The sequence below is a fragment of the Actinomadura sp. NAK00032 genome (genome assembly GCF_013364275.1).
Lineage (GTDB): Bacteria > Actinomycetota > Actinomycetes > Streptosporangiales > Streptosporangiaceae > Spirillospora.
Genome location: NZ_CP054932.1, coordinates 8,617,136 through 8,639,874 on the forward strand (window position 1 = coordinate 8,617,136; position 22,739 = coordinate 8,639,874).

The 22,739-nt window shown below is 72.3% G+C and carries 19 protein-coding genes and 1 pseudogene; 10 read left to right on the forward strand and 10 right to left on the reverse strand.

Going from position 1 to position 22,739, the window contains the following annotated elements; translation table 11 throughout:
- The first annotated feature begins 229 nt into the window (after positions 1-229).
- Positions 230-826 (forward strand): helix-hairpin-helix domain-containing protein, encoded by a 597-nt coding sequence (locus HUT06_RS39640; RefSeq protein WP_176200393.1) that lies wholly within the window; start codon positions 230-232, stop codon positions 824-826.
- A gap of 16 nt (positions 827-842) precedes the next feature.
- On the opposite strand, the gene HUT06_RS39645 is transcribed toward HUT06_RS39640, so the two are convergent.
- The 4 genes and pseudogenes from HUT06_RS39645 to HUT06_RS39660 form a co-directional block, all read right to left on the reverse strand.
- On the reverse strand, positions 843-1,799 hold the full coding sequence (locus HUT06_RS39645; protein ID WP_176200394.1) for a complex I subunit 1 family protein: 957 nt from the start codon (positions 1,797-1,799) through the stop codon (positions 843-845).
- On the reverse strand, positions 1,792-2,343 hold the full coding sequence (locus HUT06_RS39650; RefSeq protein WP_176200395.1) for an NADH-quinone oxidoreductase subunit C: 552 nt from the start codon (positions 2,341-2,343) through the stop codon (positions 1,792-1,794). The genes HUT06_RS39645 and HUT06_RS39650 overlap by 8 nt, the downstream gene beginning before the upstream one ends.
- A 464-nt stretch (positions 2,344-2,807) precedes the next feature.
- Positions 2,808-3,251 (reverse strand): annotated as a pseudogene (locus HUT06_RS45730) (NADH-quinone oxidoreductase subunit B); the annotation flags it as partial.
- 66 nt (positions 3,252-3,317) lie between these two features.
- Complete coding sequence (locus HUT06_RS39660) at positions 3,318-3,689, reverse strand: NADH-quinone oxidoreductase subunit A (RefSeq protein ID WP_176200397.1); 372 nt, start codon at positions 3,687-3,689, stop codon at positions 3,318-3,320.
- Between the two features lie 376 nt (positions 3,690-4,065).
- Here HUT06_RS39660 and HUT06_RS39665 point away from each other — a divergent pair, with 376 nt between their 5' ends.
- The 5 genes from HUT06_RS39665 (at position 4,066) to HUT06_RS39685 (ending at position 11,392) form a co-directional block, all read left to right on the forward strand.
- Positions 4,066-5,136 carry a hypothetical protein gene (locus HUT06_RS39665; protein ID WP_254715628.1) on the forward strand — a complete coding sequence of 357 codons (1,071 nt, stop codon included), beginning with the start codon at positions 4,066-4,068 and terminating at the stop codon, positions 5,134-5,136.
- A 278-nt stretch (positions 5,137-5,414) separates the two neighbouring features.
- Positions 5,415-6,872, forward strand: coding sequence for a hypothetical protein (locus tag HUT06_RS39670; RefSeq protein WP_176200399.1), 1,458 nt, complete (start codon positions 5,415-5,417; stop codon positions 6,870-6,872).
- Positions 6,873-7,198: 326 nt separating this feature from the next.
- Positions 7,199-9,040, forward strand: coding sequence for a 2-oxoacid:acceptor oxidoreductase subunit alpha (locus HUT06_RS39675; protein WP_176200400.1), 1,842 nt, complete (start codon positions 7,199-7,201; stop codon positions 9,038-9,040).
- Positions 9,041-9,107: 67 nt separating this feature from the next.
- Entirely contained in the window at positions 9,108-10,139 is a 1,032-nt protein-coding gene (locus tag HUT06_RS39680; RefSeq protein WP_254715840.1) for a 2-oxoacid:ferredoxin oxidoreductase subunit beta, read from the forward strand.
- Positions 10,140-10,369: 230 nt separating this feature from the next.
- Entirely contained in the window at positions 10,370-11,392 is a 1,023-nt protein-coding gene (locus HUT06_RS39685) for a hypothetical protein (RefSeq protein ID WP_176200402.1), read from the forward strand.
- A 10-nt stretch (positions 11,393-11,402) separates the two neighbouring features.
- Here HUT06_RS39685 and HUT06_RS39690 read toward each other — a convergent pair whose 3' ends face one another.
- Both HUT06_RS39690 and HUT06_RS45735 read right to left on the reverse strand, forming a co-directional pair.
- Positions 11,403-12,200, reverse strand: coding sequence for a YceI family protein (locus HUT06_RS39690; protein WP_176201908.1), 798 nt, complete (start codon positions 12,198-12,200; stop codon positions 11,403-11,405).
- A 97-nt stretch (positions 12,201-12,297) separates the two neighbouring features.
- Positions 12,298-14,877, reverse strand: a complete 2,580-nt coding sequence (locus HUT06_RS45735; RefSeq protein ID WP_368407005.1) for an MFS transporter — start codon at positions 14,875-14,877, stop codon at positions 12,298-12,300.
- Between the two features lie 113 nt (positions 14,878-14,990).
- Here HUT06_RS45735 and HUT06_RS39700 point away from each other — a divergent pair, with 113 nt between their 5' ends.
- The 3 genes from HUT06_RS39700 to HUT06_RS39710 all read left to right on the forward strand — a co-directional run bounded on the left by HUT06_RS39700 (position 14,991) and on the right by HUT06_RS39710 (position 19,023).
- A complete protein-coding gene (locus HUT06_RS39700) occupies positions 14,991-15,659 on the forward strand; it encodes a TetR/AcrR family transcriptional regulator (protein ID WP_254715629.1) in 669 nt (222 codons plus the stop codon).
- Positions 15,660-15,727: 68 nt separating this feature from the next.
- Positions 15,728-18,196 carry an alpha/beta fold hydrolase gene (locus tag HUT06_RS39705; RefSeq protein WP_176200404.1) on the forward strand — a complete coding sequence of 823 codons (2,469 nt, stop codon included), beginning with the start codon at positions 15,728-15,730 and terminating at the stop codon, positions 18,194-18,196.
- Positions 18,193-19,023, forward strand: a complete 831-nt coding sequence (locus HUT06_RS39710; protein ID WP_176200405.1) for an ABC transporter permease — start codon at positions 18,193-18,195, stop codon at positions 19,021-19,023. The genes HUT06_RS39705 and HUT06_RS39710 overlap by 4 nt, the downstream gene beginning before the upstream one ends.
- A 261-nt stretch (positions 19,024-19,284) precedes the next feature.
- Here the strand turns inward: HUT06_RS39710 and HUT06_RS39715 are convergent, their stop codons facing one another.
- The 4 genes from HUT06_RS39715 to HUT06_RS39730 all read right to left on the reverse strand — a co-directional run bounded on the left by HUT06_RS39715 (position 19,285) and on the right by HUT06_RS39730 (position 21,646).
- Positions 19,285-19,656 (reverse strand): thioesterase family protein, encoded by a 372-nt coding sequence (locus HUT06_RS39715; RefSeq protein WP_254715630.1) that lies wholly within the window; start codon positions 19,654-19,656, stop codon positions 19,285-19,287.
- Positions 19,653-20,366, reverse strand: a complete 714-nt coding sequence (locus HUT06_RS39720) for a methylenetetrahydrofolate reductase (protein ID WP_254715631.1) — start codon at positions 20,364-20,366, stop codon at positions 19,653-19,655. Before HUT06_RS39720 ends, HUT06_RS39715 begins: the two co-directional genes overlap by 4 nt.
- Positions 20,367-20,535: 169 nt before the next feature.
- Positions 20,536-21,015 (reverse strand): DUF1877 family protein, encoded by a 480-nt coding sequence (locus HUT06_RS39725; protein WP_176200407.1) that lies wholly within the window; start codon positions 21,013-21,015, stop codon positions 20,536-20,538.
- 421 nt (positions 21,016-21,436) lie between these two features.
- Positions 21,437-21,646 (reverse strand): helix-turn-helix transcriptional regulator, encoded by a 210-nt coding sequence (locus tag HUT06_RS39730; RefSeq protein WP_368407006.1) that lies wholly within the window; start codon positions 21,644-21,646, stop codon positions 21,437-21,439.
- A gap of 203 nt (positions 21,647-21,849) precedes the next feature.
- Between HUT06_RS39730 and rarD the strand changes: the two genes are divergently transcribed.
- On the forward strand, positions 21,850-22,719 hold the full coding sequence (rarD, locus tag HUT06_RS39735; protein WP_368407007.1) for an EamA family transporter RarD: 870 nt from the start codon (positions 21,850-21,852) through the stop codon (positions 22,717-22,719).
- Positions 22,720-22,739 lie beyond the last annotated feature (20 nt).

The following is a 22,739-nucleotide window of genomic DNA, read 5'->3' on the forward strand; positions in this document are numbered from 1 at the left end:
GACACCGCGGCCGGCGCACGGGTCGACACCGCGGCCGGCGCACGGGCCGACGCACGGGCCCCCGTCCTGGCGGTCTCCGTTCCCCGGGACGCCGCCCGCCGGCACGCCGCGTCCGGAGACTCACCGCCGCCCGGCGGCGCCCTTCCCCGGCCCGCCCGTCCCGCCTCCTCCCCCTCCGCCGCCGCCGATTCAGGCCGCGGACACTTTCCGCAGCGTGGTGTGGGCGGCCGTGCCGTTCATCACACTCGGCTACGGGACGCCCATCTCGTTCCTCTACGCGGCGATCCGGCGCGGTTCGTGGAAGCTCGGGGCCACCGCCGCCGGGTACGGCGCCGGGACGGCCGCCGTCCTCGCGATGGTCCAGTCCGGCGACCCGTTCCTCACCGTGTTCGGGTCGTTCGTGGCGGTCCTGCTGTGGCTCGCGGGCAGCGGGCACGCGTTCGCCGTCCGGTCGTCCGTGTTCCCCCGCGAGACGCCCCGCAACCGGCAGAACGAGCGCGCCATCGAGATCGCCAAGTACCGCCGGACGCTGCGCGAGCAGGCCCGCGCGCTCGCCGCCGAGGACCCGGCGCTCGCCCGCGAGCTGCGGATCGGCCGTCCCGACGTGCCCCGCACCTACGACGACGGCGGGCTGGTGGACGTCAACCACGCGCCGCGCGAGATCATCGAGGCGCTGCCCGGCATGACGCCCGAGATCGCGGAGCGCATCGTCCGCCACCGCGAGGAGCACGGCGGGTTCGTGTCCGCCGAGGAGATGGCGGTGGACGCCGACGTCCCGCCCGACCTCCTCCCCGAGATGGCCGAGTTCACGATCTTCCTGCGCTGAGCAGCGGAGCCGGGGGTCAGGCCAGGGCGACGGCGAGGACGCCCGTCAGCGCCAGCTGCGCGAGCGACAGCGGGACGAGCCACGCCCAGGCGAGCTTCTGGAGCTGGTCCTCGCGCATGCGCGGGTAGCTGACCCGCAGCCAGATGACGCAGAACGCCAGCGCGCCGACCTTGAGCAGCGTCCAGAGCCAGCCCAGCTCGGTGTTCAGGAACGGGCCCTTCCAACCGCCGAGGAACAGCACGGTCGTCAGCGCACAGAGCACCACGATCCCGGCGTACTCGGCGAGCAGGAACAGCGCGAACCGCAGCCCGCCGTACTCGGTGTACGGGCCGAAGATGATCTCCGAGTCGGCGACCGGCATGTCGAACGGCGGCCGGCGCAGCTCGGCGAGGCCCGCGACGAAGAACACCACGCCGCCGACCGCCTGCCACGGCAGCCACCACCAGCGCCACTCCTCCACGACGCCCTGCAGCGACAGCGTGCCCGCCGCCATCGCGACCGACGACGCGGCGAACACCATCGGCAGCTCGTACGACATCAGCTGTGCGGCGACCCGCATCCCGCCGAGCAGCGAGTACTTGTTCGCCGACGCCCAGCCCGCCATGATCGCGCCGATGACGCCGACGCCCATCACGGCGAGCGCGAAGAAGATCCCGGGCCCGAGGTCGAGCGCGACCTGCCCGCCGGGCCCGATCGGGACCACCAGCAGCACCAGCAGGTACGGGACGAGCGCGACGCCCGGCGCCAGCTTGAACACCCACCGGTCGGCGTCGCGCGGGACCACGTCCTCCTTCTGCGCGAACTTCACCCCGTCGGCGACGAGCTGCGCCCAGCCGTGGAACCCGCCCGCGTACATCGGGCCGAGGCGGCCCTGCATGTGCGCCATCACCTTGTGCTCGGCCTGCCCCACCAGCAGCGGGAGCAGCGCGAACGCCGCCGCGACGAGGACCAGCTTGACGACGATCTCAAGCATCCGGACCCCAGTTCTCCGGGACGCCGGGCGGGCGGACGCGGCGGCGGCTCGGCGCCCCGTGCCCGGACTCGCCCGGTTCCTTGGCGCCGGGCCACGGCTTGGCGACGCGGGCCGCAAGGACGAAGTCCTTGCGCAGCGGGTGGCCCTCGAAACCGTCCGGCAGCAGCAGCGGGGTGAGGTTCGGGTGGCCCTCGAAGAGGATCCCGAACATCTCCGCCGTCTCGCGCTCGTGCCAGGCGGCGCCCCGGTAGACGCCCGTCGCCGTCGCCAGCACGGGGGCCCGCCTCGGGACGCGCGTCCGGACCAGCAGGTGGTGGCGGCGCTCCAGCGAGTACACGTGGACGACGACGGCGAAACCGTCGTCCATCTCGTCGACGCCGGTCAGCCAGTCGAAGAACCCGCAGGACAGGTCGTCGCGGGCGAACGTCAGGGCGGCCGTCCAGTGCTCGGGCGGGACGCCGACGGCGAGTCCGCCGAACGTCTCCTCGCTGCTGACCTCGTCGCCGAAGCGGGCCGTCCAGGCGTCCGCCAGTTCGGCGCTCACCGGTCGCGCCCGATCCGGTCGTCGTGGTCGTCGTCGACCAGCCCCGGGATGATGGACGGGTCGTGGTCGGGCGACCAGCCCCGCTTCCCGCCGCGCGGCGGCGCCGGCCCATCGTCCTTCACCGGCTCTTCTGCCTGCACGGGCTCCTCGGCCTGCACGGGCTCCTCGGCCTGAGCGGGTTCGTCCTCGACCGCCGGGACGGGCACGGTGGCCTGGTCGTCCTCGCCGAGCTGCCGGACGGGCACCGTCTCGTCCGCGGGACCCGCGGGCTCGGGCGCCGCCTCCTCGTCCGACGAAGGCGCTTCCGACGAAGGCGCCTCCGGAGGCTCAGGCGCAGGCGGCGGCTCTGGGGCAGGCGGAGGTTCGGGCGGGGGCTGGAGAGGACGCCGCAGCACCGTCGCCGACAGCGGGCGCGGTGGGGGCGGCGGGCTGAGCGGGTCGCCGCCGTCGTAGCGCTCGCCGAGCGACTCGGCCGCGATCTTCTCCTGCAGATGGACGATGCCCTGCAGCAGCGCCTCGGGACGGGGCGGGCAGCCGGGCACGTAGACGTCCACCGGGATGATCTGGTCGACGCCCTTGGTGACGCAGTAGGAGTCCCAGTACGGTCCGCCGCAGTTGGAGCAGGCGCCGAACGAGATGACGTACTTCGGCTCCGGCATCTGCTCGTAGAGGCGCCGCACGGCGGGCGCCATCTTGTCGCTGACGGTGCCGGAGACGACCATGAGGTCGGCCTGCCGGGGCCCCGGCGCGAACGGGATGACGCCGAGCCGGATGAAGTCGTGCCGGCTCATCGACGTCGCGATGAACTCGATGGCGCAGCAGGCCAGCCCGAAGTTGAAGACCCACAGCGAGTAGCGGCGGCCCCAGTTGAGCACGAACTTGACCGGCTTCGGCGCGAGCCGGGACAGCGGTCCCACGCTCGGCGGCGGTAGATCGATGGTGCCCACAGCGCCATTGTTACAGCGGCCGGCGCCTCAGACCCAGGAGAGGACGCCCTTCTTGCCCGCGTAGGCGAGCCCGGTGGCGAGGAACGCCAGGAAGACGAACATCTCGGCGAGCGTCGTCGCCCCGTAGCCGGGCGCGGAGAAGACCGTGGCCCAGGGGAAGAGGAACACCGCGTCCACGGCGAACACGACGTACAGGTAGGCGAAGACGTAGTACCGCACGTAGGAGTGGGCCCAGCCCTCGCCCACCGGGTCGACGCCGCACTCGTACGTCGTCAGTTTCTCGGCGGTCGGACGATGCGGACGGAGCATCCGGTTCGCGGCCAGCGCCCCGCCGACGATTCCGGCGCCGGCGAGGAGGAGGACGACCACAACGACATATGTGTCGAAATAGTTATGCACCAGATCCTCCTCAACTGCGTCTCATCCAGTATCCCCCGCGCAGGATCAAGGGGGAGTGTGACGTCGTACCTCCACCCCAGGGGCCCACGATGCCATGCTTTTGCTGCACACTAGGTTTGCATTGGGTCAGGTTGACCTGGAAGGACGTGACCGGATGAGCAACCCCCCGCCGCCCCCGGGCTGGGAAAACCCGGGCGGTGGCTCCTGGCCGCCCCCGCCGCCGCCGGCGGGCCCGGGCGGTCCCGGTCCGAGCGGACCCGGCAATCCAGGCGGTGCCGGCGCTCCGGGCGGACCTCCGCCGCCCGGCGGCTACGGCGGCCCCGGCACGCCGCCGCCCTTCTTCCCGCCGCCCCCCGGCGCCCCGATGGGCCCCGCCATGCCCCCGCCGAAGCGCGGTGGCGGCGGCGGACTCGTCATCGGGCTGATCGGCGGCGGCCTCGTCGTCCTCATCATCATCGCGGTCGTCGTGTACGCGGTGTCGGTGGGCGGCGGAGGCAAGTCGCCCGAGGAGAAGCTGACCGCCGCGGCGGCCAGCATCGGCTCGGCCCGCGCGGTCGAGCTGAAGGGCACCTTCAGCTCCTCGGAGTCGCTGCGCGGCGAGCTGAACGTCACCAAGGGCGGCCGCGTGATGGGGCCCGTCACCTGGGGCGGCGACAACGTCACCCTCCTCGCCGCCGACGGCAAGGTGTTCGTGAAGGCCGACCAGTCGTACTGGAAGAAGGAGATCTCCTCGACCGACGACCCGTTCTTCCTCCAGTCGGGCGAGCAGTGGGGCCGGCTGGACGACGACGAGCTCGACGTCGACTTCAAGACGCAGCTGTCGCCCGCCGCGCTGGCGAGCAAGCTCCGCTCCGCCAGGACGTCCCGGGTGAAGCCCCTGGAGACGACGTGGCAGGGCAAGAAGGCGCTGAAGTTCAGCACCTTCTCCTCCACCCTCTACATCACCGACGAGGACGACGCCGAGCTGCTGCGCTACGAGGCCACCACGCCGCGCGTCGCCGTGGACGTCACCCCGCAGGACTCGGGCGGCGCCTCGGCCCTCATCTCCGACATGCGGTCGAGCATGGGCGAGCTGAAGGACGCCTTCAACGGCTCGGCGCGGCCGTCGGTCGACGAGTGGAAGAAGGGCGGCTGCAACGGCGACTCCGGCTGCACCGTCCAGGCCAGCATCCGGCCGCCGATCGGCGTGGAGAAGCCCGTCACGATCGACGTCCGGTTCCGGATCACCGCCGGCACGCTGACCGGCAAGGACCTCGGCAACTGCACGACCCGGATCACCATCACCGGCAGCTCCTCGCAGTGGGCCAGCTGCCGGGTCTCCACCAGTGCGTGGAAGAGCTGGGCCAAGGGCACCGGCGGCACCTTCTACAAGCACGCGCAGTACAAGGTGATCGGCGCCACGTCCGCCGATGTGCAGGCCCTGCAGAACGGTCTCGACAGCGAATGAGCCGCAGGTGAGGCGCGCGGCGCGGAGCACCGCGCGCTGACCCTCGGCCACCCGGGTGCCCGGTGGCGCTCCTCCCGTTCCGGAGGAAGCGCCGCCGGGCACCCTTATGCTCTGTGAGGACGCCCCTCCAGGGCCCCGGCGGCCGCCCCTCATCCCCCCGCGACGGTCCCGAGCCTCGCCGGCACCCTCTGGTGGACGCCTCCCGCACCCCTTGCTTTGTTGCTGACGGTCGGGCCGAACCCGGGCCCCGGAAGTGAGAAGGGCAGAGCGAGTCCCCCGTGAGCGCTGAACAGGACGAGCCGTCACCGGCGTCCCCGTCCCCGCACCGCCCCCCGCATGACCCCCCGCACGGCCCCGCGAACCCGCCGGGGCGCCCCTTCGCCGCCCGCCGCCGCCCGCAGGACGTCCACGTGGCCGGCCCGGCCCCCCGCCCGCGCGGGCAGGCCGGCGGGCAGACCGGCGGGTCGGTTCCGCCGGGCGGGGTGATGCCCGGGAAGGGCGGGCGGCAGGGCGGGTCGCGGCGCGCGCGGGTCCTGGTGGTCGCCGGGGCGGCGGCCGTCGCGGTGGTCGCGGCCGGTGCCGTGGCGGCGGTCGCGCTCGGCGGCGACGGCGAGCCCGCGAAGAAGAAGCCGACGGCGACCGCGGCCGTCGCGCCGCCGGCGTGGACGGCCGCGCTGGGCCGCAGGCTCAAGCGCGGGACGGGCATGCGCTACAACGGCACCCTCACGCTGAAGGGCGGCACCGTCCGGGCGCGGCTCCAGGTGGCGCCGTCGGGTGCGGCGACCGGGCGGCTGGTCGCGGGCACGCTGACGGCGGACGTCGCCGCGATCGACGGCACGACCTACCTCAAGGCCGGGCTCGCGTTCTGGCGCGCCTACGCCGGCGAGGTTCCGCATCCCGACTACTACGCGGGACGCTGGTCGAAGGCGCCCGCGTCGATGCCCGGCTTCGACGTGCCGGACGTCCTGGGGCCGGAGGCCATCGCCAAGGCGCTGGCCAAGACGTCGGGAACCCCGCCGACGGAGGACGTCGGGGGCGTCCGGGCGTACCGGGTCAAGACGTCGGCCGCCGACTACCTGGTGACGGCCGCCGCCCCGTACCGGCTGCTGGCGGTGCGGCCCGCCGGGCAGAACGCGCCGAGCTTCACCGCCGCGCCCGTGACCGCGCCCGCCGCGCTGTTCGCCGAGCTGCGCCCGCGGGTGGCCGCGCTCGGCGGCGCGGGCGACCCGGCCGTGCGGTTCCGGCCGGGGACGCTGACGTTCAGCGACTGCGACCAGAACACCAACGGCTGCACGGTGCGGGTGCCCGCCACGCTGACCGCCCCCTCGGGGTCGGTGCCGGACGGCGCGCGGGCCGCGCTGCGGGCGTCGATCACCTCGCGCGGCGAGCCGCTCGGCTCGTGCCGCACGTCCAAGGGGGTGGGGGCCGACCGCTCGGTCCTGCTGGACTGCACCGTCACCGGCCGGCTGTGGCGGACGTGGATGAAGCACGCGCTCGACAACCCCGGCTCCTACCCCTACGAGGCGTCCGCCCGCGTCGTCGGGGAGGCGGTGGCCGAGGCGGACGTGCCGAAACTGCTCGCGCGGGTCGACCGCGAGCGCAAGGCCGTGCTCAAGCCGAAACCGGCCACACCGGGACCGTCCGCCACAGGTGGGGCGGAAGGGACGCAAGGGCCGTCGGCAAAGCGGTCAGAAGGTACAGAGGCGGCTACATCTCAGTCACCGGGACGCCCGTGACGCGTGCATACCGGGTCGGTGGGGTTCGGCTTTAGCCGCGCTGTCTACACTTCGGGACGTGAACTCCACGCCCCTGGGGAGCCGCGGCTCCTCGACGAGCCCCGCATGCCGGCTGGTGCGGCGGCTGCACGTCGACCTGTGCCGGCAGCGCAGCAGCCTGTGTTCGGGATGAACTAGGCGTTCGCCCCGGGTCGTACCTCCCGGTGAGCGGTCGTCCCGATAGCACCATCCGATCCCGGACATACCATGAAGGTAAGCCTAAGTAGCATCACGATCCCGGGTGCCTCCCCCGGGACGGGTGCTGCCCGTCGAGGAGGTCTTCCTCTGTGACCAAACAGGTCCAGCAACTCGACCGCGTCATCATCCGCTTCGCCGGCGACTCCGGCGACGGCATGCAGCTGACCGGTGACCGCTTCACGCAGGAGACGGCGGCGTTCGGCAACGACTTGTCGACGCTGCCGAACTTCCCGGCCGAGATCCGCGCCCCGGCCGGGACGCTGCCCGGGGTGTCCAGCTTCCAGCTGCACTTCGCCGACCACGACATCCTCACCCCCGGGGACGCGCCCAACGTGCTGGTGGCGATGAACCCGGCCGCCCTCAAGGCCAACCTCGCGGACCTGCCGCGCGGCGCCGACCTCATCGTCAACACCGACGAGTTCACCAAGCGCAACCTCGCCAAGGTCGGCTACGCCACCAGCCCGGTCGAGGACGGCTCGCTGAGCGAGTTCCGCGTGCACGCGCTGCCGCTGACCTCGATGACGGTGAAGGCCCTTGAGGACTTCGACATCTCCAAGAAGGACGCCGAGCGCGCGAAGAACATGTTCGCGCTCGGGCTGCTGTCCTGGCTGTACCACCGTCCCACCGAGGGGACGCTCGGCTTCCTGGAGAAGAAGTTCGCCAGCAAGCCCGAGATCATGAAGGCCAACATCGCGGCCTTCCAGGCGGGCTGGTCCTACGGCGAGACCACCGAGGCGTTCTCGGTGCAGTACGAGATCAAGCCGGCCGAGCACGAGCCCGGCCTGTACCGCAACATCACCGGGAACCTCGCGCTCGCCTACGGGCTGGTCGCCGCGGGCGTGCAGAGCGGGCTGCCGATCTTCCTCGGCTCGTACCCGATCACCCCGGCGTCCGACATCCTGCACGAGGTGTCCAAGCACAAGAAGTTCGGCGTGCGGACGTTCCAGGCCGAGGACGAGATCGCCGCCGTGGGCGCGGCGCTCGGCGCCTCGTTCGGCGGGTCGCTCGGCGTCACCACGACGTCCGGTCCGGGCATCGCGCTCAAGAGCGAGACGATCGGGCTCGGCGTCGCGACCGAGCTGCCGCTGCTGGTCATCGACGTGCAGCGGGCCGGCCCGTCCACGGGCCTGCCGACCAAGACCGAGCAGGCCGACCTGCTGCAGGTCATGTACGGCCGCAACGGCGAGGCGCCCGTCCCGGTGATCGCGCCGCAGTCCCCGTCGGACTGCTTCTACGCGGCGATCGAGGCGGCCCGGATCGCGGTCAAGTACCGCACGCCGGTGATCCTGCTGTCGGACGGCTACCTCGCGAACGGCTCCGAGCCGTGGAAGCTGCCGGACGTGGCGGAACTGCCGGCGATCGAGCCGAACTTCGCCGCGCCGTCGCAGGAGGACTTCCAGCCGTTCAAGCGCGACCCGGAGACCCTCGCCCGGCCGTGGGCGATCCCGGGCACGGCGGGGCTGGAGCACCGGATCGGCGGCCTGGAGAAGGCCGACGGGTCCGGCAACATCTCCTACGACCCGTCCAACCACGACACCATGACCCGGCTGCGCCAGGCCAAGGTGGACGGCATCGCCAACGACATCGAGCCGCTCGCGGTGGACGACCCGTCCGGCGCGGCCCGCGTGCTGGTGATGGGCTGGGGCGGGACGTACGGGGCCATCTCCGCGGCCGTCCGGCGGGTCCGCTCGACCGGCCGGGACATCGCGCAGGCGCACGTGCGGCACCTCAACCCGTTCCCCGCGAACCTGCCCGAGGTGCTGCGCTCCTACGACAAGGTCATCGTCCCGGAGATCAACCTCGGCCAGCTCGCCCTGCTGCTGCGCGGCCGGTTCCTCATCGACGTGATCGGCTACAACCAGGTCCGCGGCCTGCCCTTCAAGGCGGAAGAGCTGCAGGGCGTCATCCAGGATGTGATCGACAGTGAGTGAGAACGGCTCCCCCAACGGGAACGGCGCCGTCGCCAACGGGAACGGCGCCAACGGGAACGGCAGGTCGCTGCTCTCCCTCGTCCCGAAGACCGACCAGAAGCAGACGCTGAAGGACTTCAAGACCGACCAGGAGGTGCGCTGGTGCCCCGGGTGCGGTGACTACGCGATCCTCGCGGCCGTCCAGTCCTTCCTGCCGGAGCTCGGGCTGCGCCGGGAGAACATCACGTTCATCTCCGGCATCGGCTGCTCGTCGCGGTTCCCGTACTACATGAACACCTACGGGTTCCACTCGATCCACGGCCGCGCGCCCGCGATCGCGACGGGGCTCGCCACCTCCCGCCCGGACCTGTCGGTGTGGGTGGTGACCGGCGACGGCGACTCGCTGTCGATCGGCGGCAACCACCTGATCCACGCGCTGCGCCGCAACGTCAACCTGAAGATCCTGCTGTTCAACAACCGGATCTACGGGCTGACGAAGGGGCAGTACTCGCCGACGTCCGAGCTCGGCAAGATCACCAAGTCGACGCCGATGGGGTCGCTGGACGCCCCGTTCAACCCGCTGTCGCTCGCGATCGGCGCGGAGGGGACGTTCGTCGCCCGCACCATCGACTCCGACCGCAAGCACCTGCACTCGGTGCTGCGGGCCGCCGCGCAGCACCGCGGCACCGCGCTCGTCGAGATCTACCAGAACTGCAACATCTTCAACGACGGCGCGTTCGACCCGCTGAAGGACGCGGACGTCCGCGACGACGTCACCGTCCGGCTGGAGCACGGTGAGCCGATCGTCTTCGGGGCGGACCGCTCCAAGGCGCTGCGCCGCACCCCGGCCGGGTCGTTCGAGGTCGTGAAGACCGCGGACGTCGACCCGTCGGAGATCGCCGTGCACGACGCCCACAACCCGGACCCGTCGCAGGCGTTCGCGCTGTCGCGGCTCGACCAGCCGGCGTTCGAGCACACCCCGATCGGCATCTTCCGGGACGTCGACCGCCCGTCCTACGACGAGCTGATGCGGGCCCAGCTCGACGAGGCCGTCGCGAAGCAGGGCGAGGGCGACCTCGCCGCGCTGCTCGGCTCCGGCGACACCTGGCGCATCGACTAGTCCAGAAGTCCCCGTTCGCGGAGGCCCGGTCCCGGTTCATCCGGGGCCGGGCCTTTTCACGCCTATTGAACACGTATTGAATAGCGGCGAACGGGGCACTGATGCTCATGACGGCCGTCGGACGATTCGCGGCGGTCTTCGGTCGAGACGCGGTCTTCACGCGAGACACGGTGCGGGACGGCGTCTCACCCTGACAGACTGTCGGAGATCATGGAGCCGGGGAGGTGACGATGCGGGTCATTCCGCGCCGCAGCAAGGATCGTCCGCGGGACGCGTCCGCGCCGCCTCCCCCAGCCCCGGCGCCGGCCGACGAGCCGACCGCCGAGGTCACACGCCCCGGCGAGACCGCGCGGCCGAGCGAGCCCGCGCGTCCGAGCGAGCCCGCGCAGCCCGCAGGAGCCGCGCGGCCCGGCGGCTCCTCGCGAGTCGGCGGCACCGATCCGGTCGGCACGTCCGGTGCGGAGGGCGCGGCGTCCGGCGCGGCATCCCGGCCGGATGCGGCCACGCGGCCGCTCGCCGCGGGTGGTGCGAGCGACCGGCCCGAGGGAGCCGGGCAGGAGAGCGCGGCGCAGGCGAAGACCGCCACGGCGGTGCTGCCCGCCCCCGGCGATGAGGCCGCCCGGCGGCGGGCGCGGACGGCGGAGCGGCAGCGGCAGGCGGCGGAGGTCAAGCGGAGCCGGGCCGGACGGCGCCGGCCGCGCAGGCAGAGCGGCCCCCCGTCGCCGGCCAGGGCCGCCGACCAGCACCGGTCGGCGCTGGTCATCATGGTGCTGACGCTGGGGCTGCTGATCGCGGCCGTCGCGGTGACGGGCGGGCTGATCGCGTCCTCGATGCGGACCCGGCCGGTGGCGCTGGCCGCGCCGCTGCACATCTACCCCGTCTCCGAGGCGACGCCCGGTCCGTGCCCCGCCGGGACGGCGGGGATCACCGGGCAGGCCGGCACCGGGCCGACCTGCTACCGGCTCACCCAGGGCATCGCCATCCACAAGGTCGCCGGGCTGCGCGTCCAGAAGTCGCGGGTGAAGCCTGGCGGCTACGACGTGGCGCTGACGCTGCGGCCGGTCGACCGGGACGCGTTCGCGCGGCTGACCCGCGCCACCGTCGGGCGGGACCTGGCGTTCGTCGTCCGCGACCGGCTGGTCACCCTGCCCCGCGTCGACATGGCCATCACCGACGGGAAGGTCGTCGTGACCGGCTCGCCGGACCGGGCCACCGCGAACCGGCTCGTCCGCGACCTCAAGGGCCGCCGCTGACCTCCGCGGCTCAGCCCGCCGGGAGCTCCTCGCCCTGGACGGCCTGGATCTCCAGCTCGGCGCGCAGGCTCTCGCCGACCATCGCGACACCCGCCTCCAGGATCTGGTTGAACCGGATGCCGAAGTCGGCGCGGCGCAGCTCGGCCGTCGCGCGGAACGCGGCCCGCACGCCGCCCCACGGGTCGGCGCCGCTGCCGAGGTAGGTCAGGTCGAGGTCGACCGGCCGGGTGATGCCGTTGAGGGTGAGGCGGCCGTGCACCGTCCAGCGGTCGGGCCCGGCGGCGGTCAGCCCGTCGCCCTCGTAGGTGATGCAGGGGTTGGCGTCGGCGCTCAGGAAGTCGGCGGAGCGCAGGTGGTCGTCGCGCATCTTGTTGCCGGTGTCGATGGACGCGGCCTCGATGCGGGCCGTCACCCGCGACGCCTCGACCGGCTCGGCGACCTCGATCCGCCCCTCGAACGCGGCGAACCGGCCGCGGACGCTGGACAGCCCGAGGTGCTGCGCGACGGCGCCGACCGCCGAGTGCGCCGGGTCGATCGTCCAGGTGCCGGGCGGCGGCAGCTCGGTGCCGCCGGCGCGGCCGAGCAGCACCCTGCCGATGTCGGCCGTGCCGGACGTCGAGACGATCAGCGTGGCGGCGGCCGGCTGGAAGCCCATCGCCGTCACGATCACCGTGTAGGTGCCGGCGGGCAGCGGACCGGCGGCGAGCACGCCGTCCTCCCCGGTCCGCTCCCGCGCGACCTGGTTCCCGGCCAGGTCCGTCACGGTGACGACGGCGTGGGGTACCGCCCAGCCGTCCTTCGTCCGCACCGTTCCGCGCAGACCACGCTCAGCGTCCTTCAACGGCCCGCACTCCAGCTTCGTGTCGGCCGGGCCGCCGTTGCGTGGCGGCCCGGGATCGAGTCGGTCATTCGTCGGGGTAGCCGAGCTTGAGGTCGTGCTCGTCGAGCCCGCTGCCCGAAAGCGACAGACCGGTCGCGACCGGAGGATAGCCGGACGCGATCACGGTGTACTGGCCGCCGGTCAGGTCGGTGAACGCGTACTCGCCGTCCGGTCCGGTGATCACCATCGCGACGACGTTGCCGGCGGCGTCCACCAGCGTGACGCGGGCGTCGCCGACCGGGTCGCCGGACTCGTCGCGGACGGTGCCGCGGATCCGGGCGCCGGGCGGCATCTCCACGTCCTGCCGGGTCTGCCCGTTGCCGACGACCTCCACCGGCAGCGCGACCGGGCGGTGCGCGGCGGCGGAGACGGCGAGCGTGTAGGCGCCGGAGGTGATGTCCTTGAACAGGTAGCGCCCGTCGGCGTCGGTGCGGCCGGTGCCGACGACGTCGCCGCGCACGTCGGTCACGACGACCATGGCGTTGCCGAGCGGGGCGCCGTCGCCGCCGCGGACCGTCCCGCCGAGGCCGCCGTTGCCCGCGAGCAGCAGGTCGAAGTCGACCGGCCGGTCGCCGACGACGAGCGTCGCGGCCTGCGGCTCGTGCTCGCCGGTCGCGGCGATCAGCACGTAGCTGCCGGGGCCCGGGGTGGGCAGCGCGTACCGGCCGTCCTCCTGGGTGACCGCGCGGGCGAGCTGGTGCCCGTCCACGCCGATCAGGGTCAGTGCGGCGGACGGGACGGGCGCGCCGTCGCCGGTCCGCACGACGCCGCGCACGGGGACGCCGCCGTCGTGGCCGGCGTGCCCGTTCTGCTGCGCGAGGAGCCGCGCCTGCGCCGCGAGGTCGGACGCGGCGGGGGCCGCCGCGGGTGCGGGCGGGGCCGCGGTGGCGAGCCGCGACTCGGGGTCGTGGCCGTTCTCGCGTGCGTGCCGCCCGGCGCCGACCGCGCCGACGGCGCCCGTGCGCGCCACCGGGGCCGGGGGACGGACGACGCCGTCCTCGCCGAGGACGCCGCCCGCCGGGGGCTCCTTGGCGGCGGCCGCCTTGCCGCGGTCGGCCGAGCCGCGCAGCGGCAGCTCCTTCAGCGCGAGGACCGCGATGAAGCCGATCACCGCGACGGGGACGCCGACCAGGAAGACGGCCTCCATCGCCTTGGTGAACGCGTCCTGGATGATCCCGTGCAGCGGCTCGGGCAGCTTCTGGATCTCCTCCGGCGAGCCGAGTTCCCCGGACGCGCCGGTCGGCATCGGGAGGCCGGCGGCGCGCAGCCCGGACGCGATCTCGTCCGCCACCCGGTTGGTGAGGATGGCGCCGAACGCGGCCACGCCCATCGCGCCGCCGAGGTTGCGGAAGAACGAGACGCCGGACGTGGTCGAGGCCAGGTCGGCGGGCGAGGCGGCGTTCTGCGCGGCCAGGATCAGGATCTGCAGCGTCAGGCCCATCCCGACGCCGAGCAGCGCGAGGTCGGCGCCGATGAGCAGCTCGGAGGAGTCGGTGTGCAGCCGCGACAGCAGGAACATCGCGGCCGCGATGCACACCATGCCGATCACCGGGAACAGCTTGTAGCGGCCGGACCGGGTGACGATCTGCCCGGAGCCGGTCGAGGTGATCAGCATGCCGAGGACGAGCGGCAGCGTCATCAGCCCGGAGCCGGTGGGGCTCATCCCCTTGACGATCTGCAGGTACTGCGGCATGTAGATCATCGCGCCGAACATCGCCATGCCGACGCAGATGGAGACGAAGGAGGTCAGCACGAACGTCGGGTTGCGGAACAGCCGCGGCGGCAGGATCGGGTCGTGCGCGACGCGCTCGGCGACGACCGCCAGCACGGCCAGGAGGGCGGCGGCGCCGAGCATGATGTAGGTCCACTTGGAGTTCCACGCGAACTCCGTGCCGCCCATGGACAGCACGAGCATCAGCAGCGCGGCGGCTCCGGTGATGGTGAACGCGCCGAACACGTCCACGCGGGTGTCGCGCTTCACCTTCGGCAGCTTCAGCACCCGCTGGATGACGAGGAACGAGACGACCGCGAGCGGGACGCACACGTAGAAGCACCAGCGCCAGCCGAGGCCGTCGGCGTCCACGATGAACCCGCCGAGCAGCGGGCCGGCGACCGTCGAGACGCCGAACACGGCGCCCATGTAGCCGGCGTAGCGGCCGCGCTGGCGGGGCTCGACGACGTCGCCGAGGATGACCTGGGCGAGCGCGGACAGGCCGCCGACGCCGAGGCCCTGGAACGCGCGGGCGGCGATGAGCTGGCCGATGTTCTGCGACAGGCCGGCCCCCACCGAGGCCAGTACGAAGATCAGCAGGGCGGTCTGGAACATCAGCTTGCGCCCGGCGATGTCCGACAGCTTGCCCCACAGCGGGGTCGACGCGGTCATCGTCAGCAGCGACGCGCTGGCGACCCAGGACAGCTTGTCCTGGCCCCCGAGGTCGCCGACGATCGTCGGCAGCGCCGTGGCGACGACCGACGTCGAGATCATCGACGTCAGCATCGCCATCATCAGACCGGCGAGGATCTCCAGGATCTGCCGGTGCGTGTAGTGCGGTCGCGCCGGCTCGGACGCCGCCGCCCCGTGCGCGGCCACGCTGGTTTGAGCCACCCTGCCCCCATGCGATACGGAATTACCTGTGCCGTGCATGTATCTTAGGTAGACGCTTGTTTACTTGCAACTCGTTGGATACTGAACACTGACCGTTACCGACAGTTCCGGGGATGGGGATGCGGGTCGAGGACGAGCGCGCGAGCGCACCCGAAACGAGTGCGCCCGAGGCGGATGCGCCCGAGGCGAGCGCGGCGGCGGCCGGCCGGCGGCGGCCCAAGCGGGACCGGGAGGCCACCCGGCGGCGGATCCTGGAGGCCGGCCGCGACCTGTTCGGCGAGCACGGCTACGACGGCGTCACCGTCCGCATGATCGCGGCGCGGGCGGAGGCGAACGTCGCCCTCGTCAACCGGTACTTCGGCTCCAAGGCGGCGCTGTTCGAGGAGGTCCTGGCCGGGGAGTCGGTGATCCGCGGCGTCATCGCGGGCGACCCCGCCGGGCTGCCGCGCCGGCTCGCCGAGCACTTCGTCCGGCAGATCGACCAGCGCCCGGTCACCACCATGTCCCGGATCCTGGACCGCTCGGCGGGCCAGCCCGAGGTCAAGGAGGCCCTGCTCCACTACCTGGAGGACCGGATCGTCCAGCCGATCACCGCCCAGCTGGACGGGCCGGACGCCCGCGCCCGCGCGCTGCTCGCGTCCACGATCATCATGGGCGGCGGGCCCGTCCGGCGGCTGTTCGGCCTGGACGACCTGCGCGCCGCCGACCCGGCCGAGGTCACCGACCGGCTCACCGCCATGTTCACCGCCGCGCTCGGCCCGCCCGTACGCCACCGGGAGTAGCGCGGCGCGGCGGGCTCGGCCTGAAGGCGGAGCGGCGCGCCGAGCGCCCCGGCATAGGGTTGTCGACCATGAGGCTGGGGGGCGCTCTCCGCGAGCGGTGGGGCAGGACGGGGCGGGCCGCGCGCTGGACGGCGGCGGGCGCGGCGGTCGTGCTCGCGGGCACGGCGGCCGGCTGGGGCGCGGTCGCGGGCGACGCTCCGCGCGTCCGGACGTCCGAGCAGCGCATCCCCGTGGTGGACGGGCCGAAGGACGACCAGCGCGTCCAGCTCGACACGACGTTCTACCGCCCGGCCGCCGGGCGGGCGAAGGGCCCGGCGGTCCTGCTGGCGCACGGCTTCGGCGGCTCCAAGCGGGAGGTCGCCGGCGAGGCGCGCGAGCTGGCCCGCGCCGGGTACGCGGTGCTGGCCTGGTCGGCGCGCGGGTTCGGGCGCTCGACCGGGGAGATCGCGCTGAACTCCCCCGACTACGAGGTGAAGGACACCCGGCAGCTCATCGACTGGCTCGCGAAGCGGCCCGAGGTCGTCCTCGACGGGCCGGGCGACCCGCGCATCGGCATGGCGGGCCAGTCGTACGGCGGCGCGATCGCGCTGATGACCGCCGCCTACGACCGGCGGGTGGACGCCATCGCGCCGCAGATCACCTGGAACGACCTCGCGGACGCGCTGTTCCCGACCACCACCGAGGGCGCGCCGCCCGCGGACGGCGTGTTCAAGAAGCTGTGGGCGGGGATCTTCTTCACCGGCAGCGCGACCCGCTCGGCCTGCGGGCGCTTCCTGCCGTCCCTGTGCGAGATGTACCAGCAGGTCGCGGAGCAGGGGCGGCCGACCGCGTCGGCGATCGCGACGCTGCGCCGGTCGAGCCCGTCCTCCGTCGCCGACCGGATCAAGGTGCCGACGCTGCTCGTCCAGGGGCAGGCCGACTCGCTGTTCCCGCTGGACCACGCCGACGCCAACGCGCGGGCCATCGCCCGCAACGGCGCGCCGGTGTCGGTGGTGTGGTTCCAGGGCGGCCACGACGGCGGCGACCCGGAGACCGAGCGCGTCGAGGGGCTGGTGCGCGACTTCTTCGACGCCCGCCTCCGTGGTTCCGGCCCGTCCCAGGACGCCTTCACGGTGACGCGGGCGGGCGGGCTCGACTCGTCCACGCAGGAGGTCGTCGTGGAGGAGGCGACGGCCTCCCGCTATCCCGGCCTTTCCGGCGATCCGGTCGCCATGCGGCTCACCGGCCGCGAACAGACGATCTTCAACCCGGCGGGCGGATCGCCGGCGTCGATCTCGGCGGTGCCCGGCCTGGGCGCGCTCGGCTCCCTCGGGGCGGTGGGCGGGCTCGGCGGGTCGCTGCCGGCCGACATGCCGGGCCAGACCGCCGTCTTCGACACCGCCCCGCTGGACCATCCCGTCCGGCTGACGGGCGCGGCCACCGTGCGCCTCAAGGTGCAGGGCAAGGGCCCGCTCTTCGCGAAGCTCTACGACGTTCCGCCCGGCGGCAGCGCCGCTCCGGCGCGGCGGCTGGCGGCCCCGTTCCGCGTATCGGACGGCGACGTCACGGTGACGCTCCCGCCGATGGACTACCGCTTCGACAGGGGCCACCGCCTGCGCCTCGTCATCGCGACGACCGACATGGGCTTCGCGACGCCCGCCGAACCTTCGTCCTACAAGGTGCAAGTGGTCTCGCCGCTGAGCGTCCCCACGGTGCCGTCCCTCGCCACGGCGTCGTCGCCGTTGCCCGCATGGGTCTGGGCGCTGCCTCTAGGTGCCCTCGCCGTGGCCGCCGCCATCCTCCTGCCTGGACGACGCAGGCGCGCCACCGACACCAGCAGTGATGTCCCCCTGGAGATAACCGGCCTTACCAAGACGTACAAGAACGGCCACCAGGCCGTGGCCGACCTGTCGTTCCGCGTAGAGAAGGGTCAGGTTCTCGGCCTGCTCGGCCCGAACGGCGCAGGGAAGACCACGACACTGCGCATGCTCATGGGGCTGATCCACCCCGACTCGGGCGAGATACGCATCTTCGGCCAGCGCGTCACTCCCGGTGCGCCCGTCCTGTCCCGCCTTGGCTCCTTCGTAGAGGGACCCGGCTTCCTGCCCCATCTCACCGGCCGCGACAACCTCGACCTCTACTGGCGCGCCACAGGCCGTCCCCTGGACGAGGCCCATCTGGACGAGGCGCTGCAGATAGCCGACCTGGGTTCGGCGCTAGACCGCGCCGTCCGCACCTACTCGCAGGGGATGCGGCAACGGCTCGCCATCGCCCAGGCCATGCTCGGCCTACCGGACCTCCTCGTCCTGGACGAGCCCACCAACGGCCTGGATCCGCCCCAGATCCGCGAGATGCGGGAGGTGCTCGTCAAGTACGCCGCCGCCGGGCGCACCGTCATCGTCTCCAGCCACCTCCTCGCCGAGGTCGAGCAGACCTGCACGCACGCGGTCGTCATGGCGGGCGGCCGCCGCGTCGCCGCCGGGCCCGTCAGCGAGATCGTCGGCTCCGGCCGCCGCCTGGAGGACGCGTTCCTGGAGATCATCGGAGAGACGTCATGACCACCTACCACGTCCGGCGGACGCTGCCGCTGCGGGTCGAGGCCGTCCGGCAGTTCCGGCGCCGCCGGACCCTGGTCGCGTTCGGGATCCTGCTCGTCCTGCCGTGGGTGCTGGTGCTCGCGTTCAAGCTCGGCGGCGACCCCGGCCCGGAGGGCGTCCCGAGCCTGGTCGACGTCGCCACCTCCAGCGCCCTGAACTTCGCGCTGTTCGCCCTGTTCGTCTCCACCGGCTTCCTGCTGGTGGTCGCCGTCGCGCTGTTCTGCGGCGACACCGTCGCGAGCGAGGCCGGCTGGTCGTCCCTCCGCTACCTGCTGGCCGCCCCCGTGCCCCGCGCCCGCCTGCTGCGCCAGAAGCTGATCGTCGCGCTCTCCTACGCCGTCGTCGCCGTCGTCAGCCTGCCGCTGATGTCCCTCGCCGCCGGCACGGCGGGCTTCGGCTGGGGCGACGTGGAGCTCCCCACCGGCGGCACCGTTCCGGTGAGCACCGCGCTCGGCCGGATGGCGATCATCGTCGGCTACTCCCTGATCGCCCAGCTCGTCGTCGCCGCCCTGGCGTTCCTGCTGTCCGTCACCACCGACTCGCCCCTCGGCGCGGTCGGCGGCGCCGTCGGCCTGGTCATCGTCAGCAACATCCTGGACGCCGTCACCGCCCTCGGCTCGTGGCGCGAACTTCTCCCGACGCACTGGATGTACTCGTGGATGGACGCCCTGCAACCGCAGATCCAATGGACGGGCATGGCGAAGGGCGCCGCGATATCCCTTTCCTACGCGCTCATACTGTTCGCGCTGGCCTTCCGCCGCTTCCGCACCCGCGACATCGTCTCCTGAAAAAGTGAGCACGCAAAGCGACCGTCATACGACTCTCCGCCGACAATTCGGGCTCGAAAATCGGTCGAACCGGCAGCGTTCGTCGCATAAGCTCGGCGAACCACGCGACCGCCGGCCGCGTCACACGAGGTAGTGACGATTAAGCCGGGCCCGTTGGGGGGAGATGATCACCATGGCACGGCAGCAGCTCATCAAGCGCCCCAAGCCCCCACGTCAACCGAGCCAGCCCGACCTCCGCACGCCCTCGGGCCGCCTGCTCCCCTACTGAAGCCGCGCCAGGAACCGTTCCCGCTCAACCACCACGCGCTCGATACGGCCGTTCCCCACGGGGCCGCGCTCGTCCACCGCGTTGACCGCGAACACGAGCCGCTTCCCGTCGACCTCTTCGAGCTCCGCCTCCACGGTCACCCGCACACCGACCGGGCTGGCCGCGCGGTGCTCCAGTTCGACCCGCGTCCCCACGGACGTCCGGCCGTCCCCGATCTCGCTCCTGACGGCCTCAACGGTCGCCGCCTCCGCGAGCGCCAGCAACCGGGGCGTCGCCAGCACGGGCACATCACCACTGCCCACCGCGCTCGCCGTGTCGCCGTCCCCCACCACAATGGACACCTGACCGCGCAGCCCCGGCTTCACAACTCCCCTTCCAGCCGCGCCGCGACCTCCCGGTAACGGCTCACCGGCACGAGATGCACCCCATCGAACGCCCCGCTGTCCCGGATCGCGAGCACCTGCTCGCAAGCGGCCGCGACCCCGGCACCCCGATCCCGCTCGACGGCCTCGACGAGCTCCCCGGGAATGTCGATATCCGGAATGGCCGCCGCCAGATTCCGCGCCATCCCCGCGCTCGCGAGCACCATGACACCCGCGTAGACGGGCCCTTCGAGCTCCACGCTCTCCCGCCACCGCAGAAGGTTCTCCACCGAGTAACTGACCTGGACGAACGTGAAGTCGGCGGCCCGCTTCCACTCAGGCACCTTCCGCAGCCCGGACGTCACGCCGACCTGGAACGCCCCGCATCCGTCGAAGACGTCGTCCGCACTCGCCGCGCGGGCCTCCTCCATCATCGCCCGGACGGTCAGCTCACTCGTCCGTCCGCCCGCACTCGGCTTGTCCCCATAAACGAACAGGAACCGCTCGACCCCGTACGCGGCCGCAGTGAGCAGATCGCGCCGGAACCCGAGCAGATTCCGGTCCCGCGAGTTCAAACAGGCGATCCCCCGCGCGCCCATGGCCTGCACCTCGTGCGCAACGGCCACACTCGACACGGTGGCCCGCCCGATGTGGTTGTCGGGAATCAGAAACGAGTCCGCCACCGGACTCAGCACCCCGATCTGATGCCGCACCTTCCGCAGATCAGGCCGAGTAGGCGGCTCAACCTCACAAACAACCTCAAACCCCACGAGCCCACTCCCAGATCGACGCGACAACGCCCACACCCGGCACCGCCTCAGATTAGCCTTCTCTCCCGAGAGGCACCCTGATCACCCGGGCATGCGGGACCTGACTGCCCGATCACGTCGCCGTGAAGACGACCGCTCGCCCGGCCTCGGCCGCCCGCTCGAAGAATCCCCGCACATCGACGAAGTTCTCCCACGTGTACTCGAAGTCGCCATCATCCTGCGCCCCGCGGTACTCCGGGTCGTCAATGGCATCGAACCGCCGCCGCAGCCACACCTTGTCGACCCGCTGAAGTTCCCCGGCGACGTCCCGGACTTCGTTCGCGCTCACGTAGACGACGTAGCAGTCCTCATGCATATGCCGCCCGCCAAGGACGGCATGCGACAGCGGATAGGCACCGCCATCAGGATCGAGAGTTCCGTCCCCCAGGCAGCGCTGAATCGCGTCCCACGCCTTGTCAGTGGACACCGACAGCCCCGCGTCGGCCCACCCCTCCTCGATCTCTTCGAGAAGCTCGCCGACACCGCCCTCATCAACGGCCGCGAGCAAGAGCCGCTCCTGATCGGCACTGACAGCGAAATGCACACCCAACACGCGGCCATGCTACGGGCCCCCGCTCAGCGCCCTCCTGCAACTCCGGCGCCGTCTTGGCGACACGAAAGAGATCCCCGGCCTCGTCCCGCAACAACTGCGGGATCGGACCGGACGCGGCCTCGTTGGCCTTCAGTGCCTCTTCGAGCAGGTCCCGTTCTATCTGACGTTCCACAGCGGCATCGACGTAGGCGGAGAAACCACGGCCCCCCACCCATTCCCGGACGGCGCGGATGTTCCCGGCCCTCAACGAGACGCTCACCTTCACCACCGGCCCCCACCCAGCCCGAACTCCTTCTCCTCCGCACTCATGTCCGTAGTTACTACTCAAGTGGCAAACGACGGTGCCTCGACCAGGTGGGCGCCATGAGTCCGAGCACGAGGTCGCTGCTGGCGGTACCCGGCTTGCACACGGTCGCCCGCCTTACGCGGCCGGGCTCCGCAGTTTGACGACGAGTTCGGCACCGAGAGCTCGGGCGAGGCGATCGAGGACCGCCAGTGTCGGCACGGTGCCGCCGGCTTCGAACCTGGCAACGGCCGACTGCGTCATGCCCGCCCCCCTGGCCAGTTCACTCTGGCTCCAGCCGCGCTCCTCACGGAGGGCTCGAACACTACGCCCCAGCTCATAGGCCAAGCGCGCCACCTCGTACGGAGTTCGACAAATCTGGACTTCGCCGAGATGGGGCGGGGCGGCGAAGAGCCCCGGGTGTGGTGGAGCCGGGATCGGCTCGTCGGTGTCGGGGAGGGGCTTCGTCACGGAGTCGGGGATGGTTGCTGGGTGTGCGCGGGGTCAGGGGTGTTTGGTTGGTTGGGTGGTTACCGGCGTAGGGTGCGGGCGTGATTAAGCGGGGTATGGGGGCCGGTGTCGGGGCGTATGTGCTGTGGGGGCTCTTTCCCCTGTACTGGCCGTTGTTGAAGCCGGCGGGGGCGGGGGAGATCCTCGCGCATCGGATCATGTGGTCGCTGGTCGCGGTGGGGGCCGTGCTGGCGGTGCGGCGGACGTGGGCGAAGGTCGGGCGGCGGCAGATGCTGCTGCTGGTCGCGGCGGCCGTGGTGATCAGCGTGAACTGGTGGACGTACATCTACGCCGTGAACAGCGGGCGGACGATCGAGGCGTCGCTCGGGTACTTCATCAACCCGCTGATCAGTGTGGTGTTCGGGGTGGTGGTGTTCCGGGAGCGGCTGCGGCCGTGGCAGTGGGCGGCGGTCGGGCTGGGGACGATCGCGGTGGTGGTGCTGACCGTGGACTACGGGCGGCCGCCGTGGATCGCGCTGGTGCTGGCCTTCGCGTTCGGCGTGTACGGGCTGCTGAAGAAGTTCGCGGACATGCCGTCGGCGGAGAGTCTGGCGGTGGAGACGGCCGTCATGTTCCTGCCCGCTCTGGGGTTCGTCTTCTTTCTGGAGGCGCAGGGGGACGCCGCGTTCGGCCATGAGGGGGTGGGCAACGCGGTGCTGCTGGCGGGGGCGGGCGTTGTCACGGCGGTGCCTCTGATGCTGTTCAACGCGGCGGCCATTCGCTTGCCCATGACGGCGCTGGGGATGTTGCAGTACCTGGCGCCGGTGTTGCAGTTCGCCATCGGTTTCCTGGTGCAGCACGAGGAGATGCCGCCCAGCCGGTGGGCGGGGTTCCTGCTGGTGTGGCTCGCGCTGGTGACGCTGACGTGGGAGGGGCTGAGCCGCCGGGAAGCGGTGCCCGAGGCCGCCTGAAGGGACTAGAGTGCCGTCGT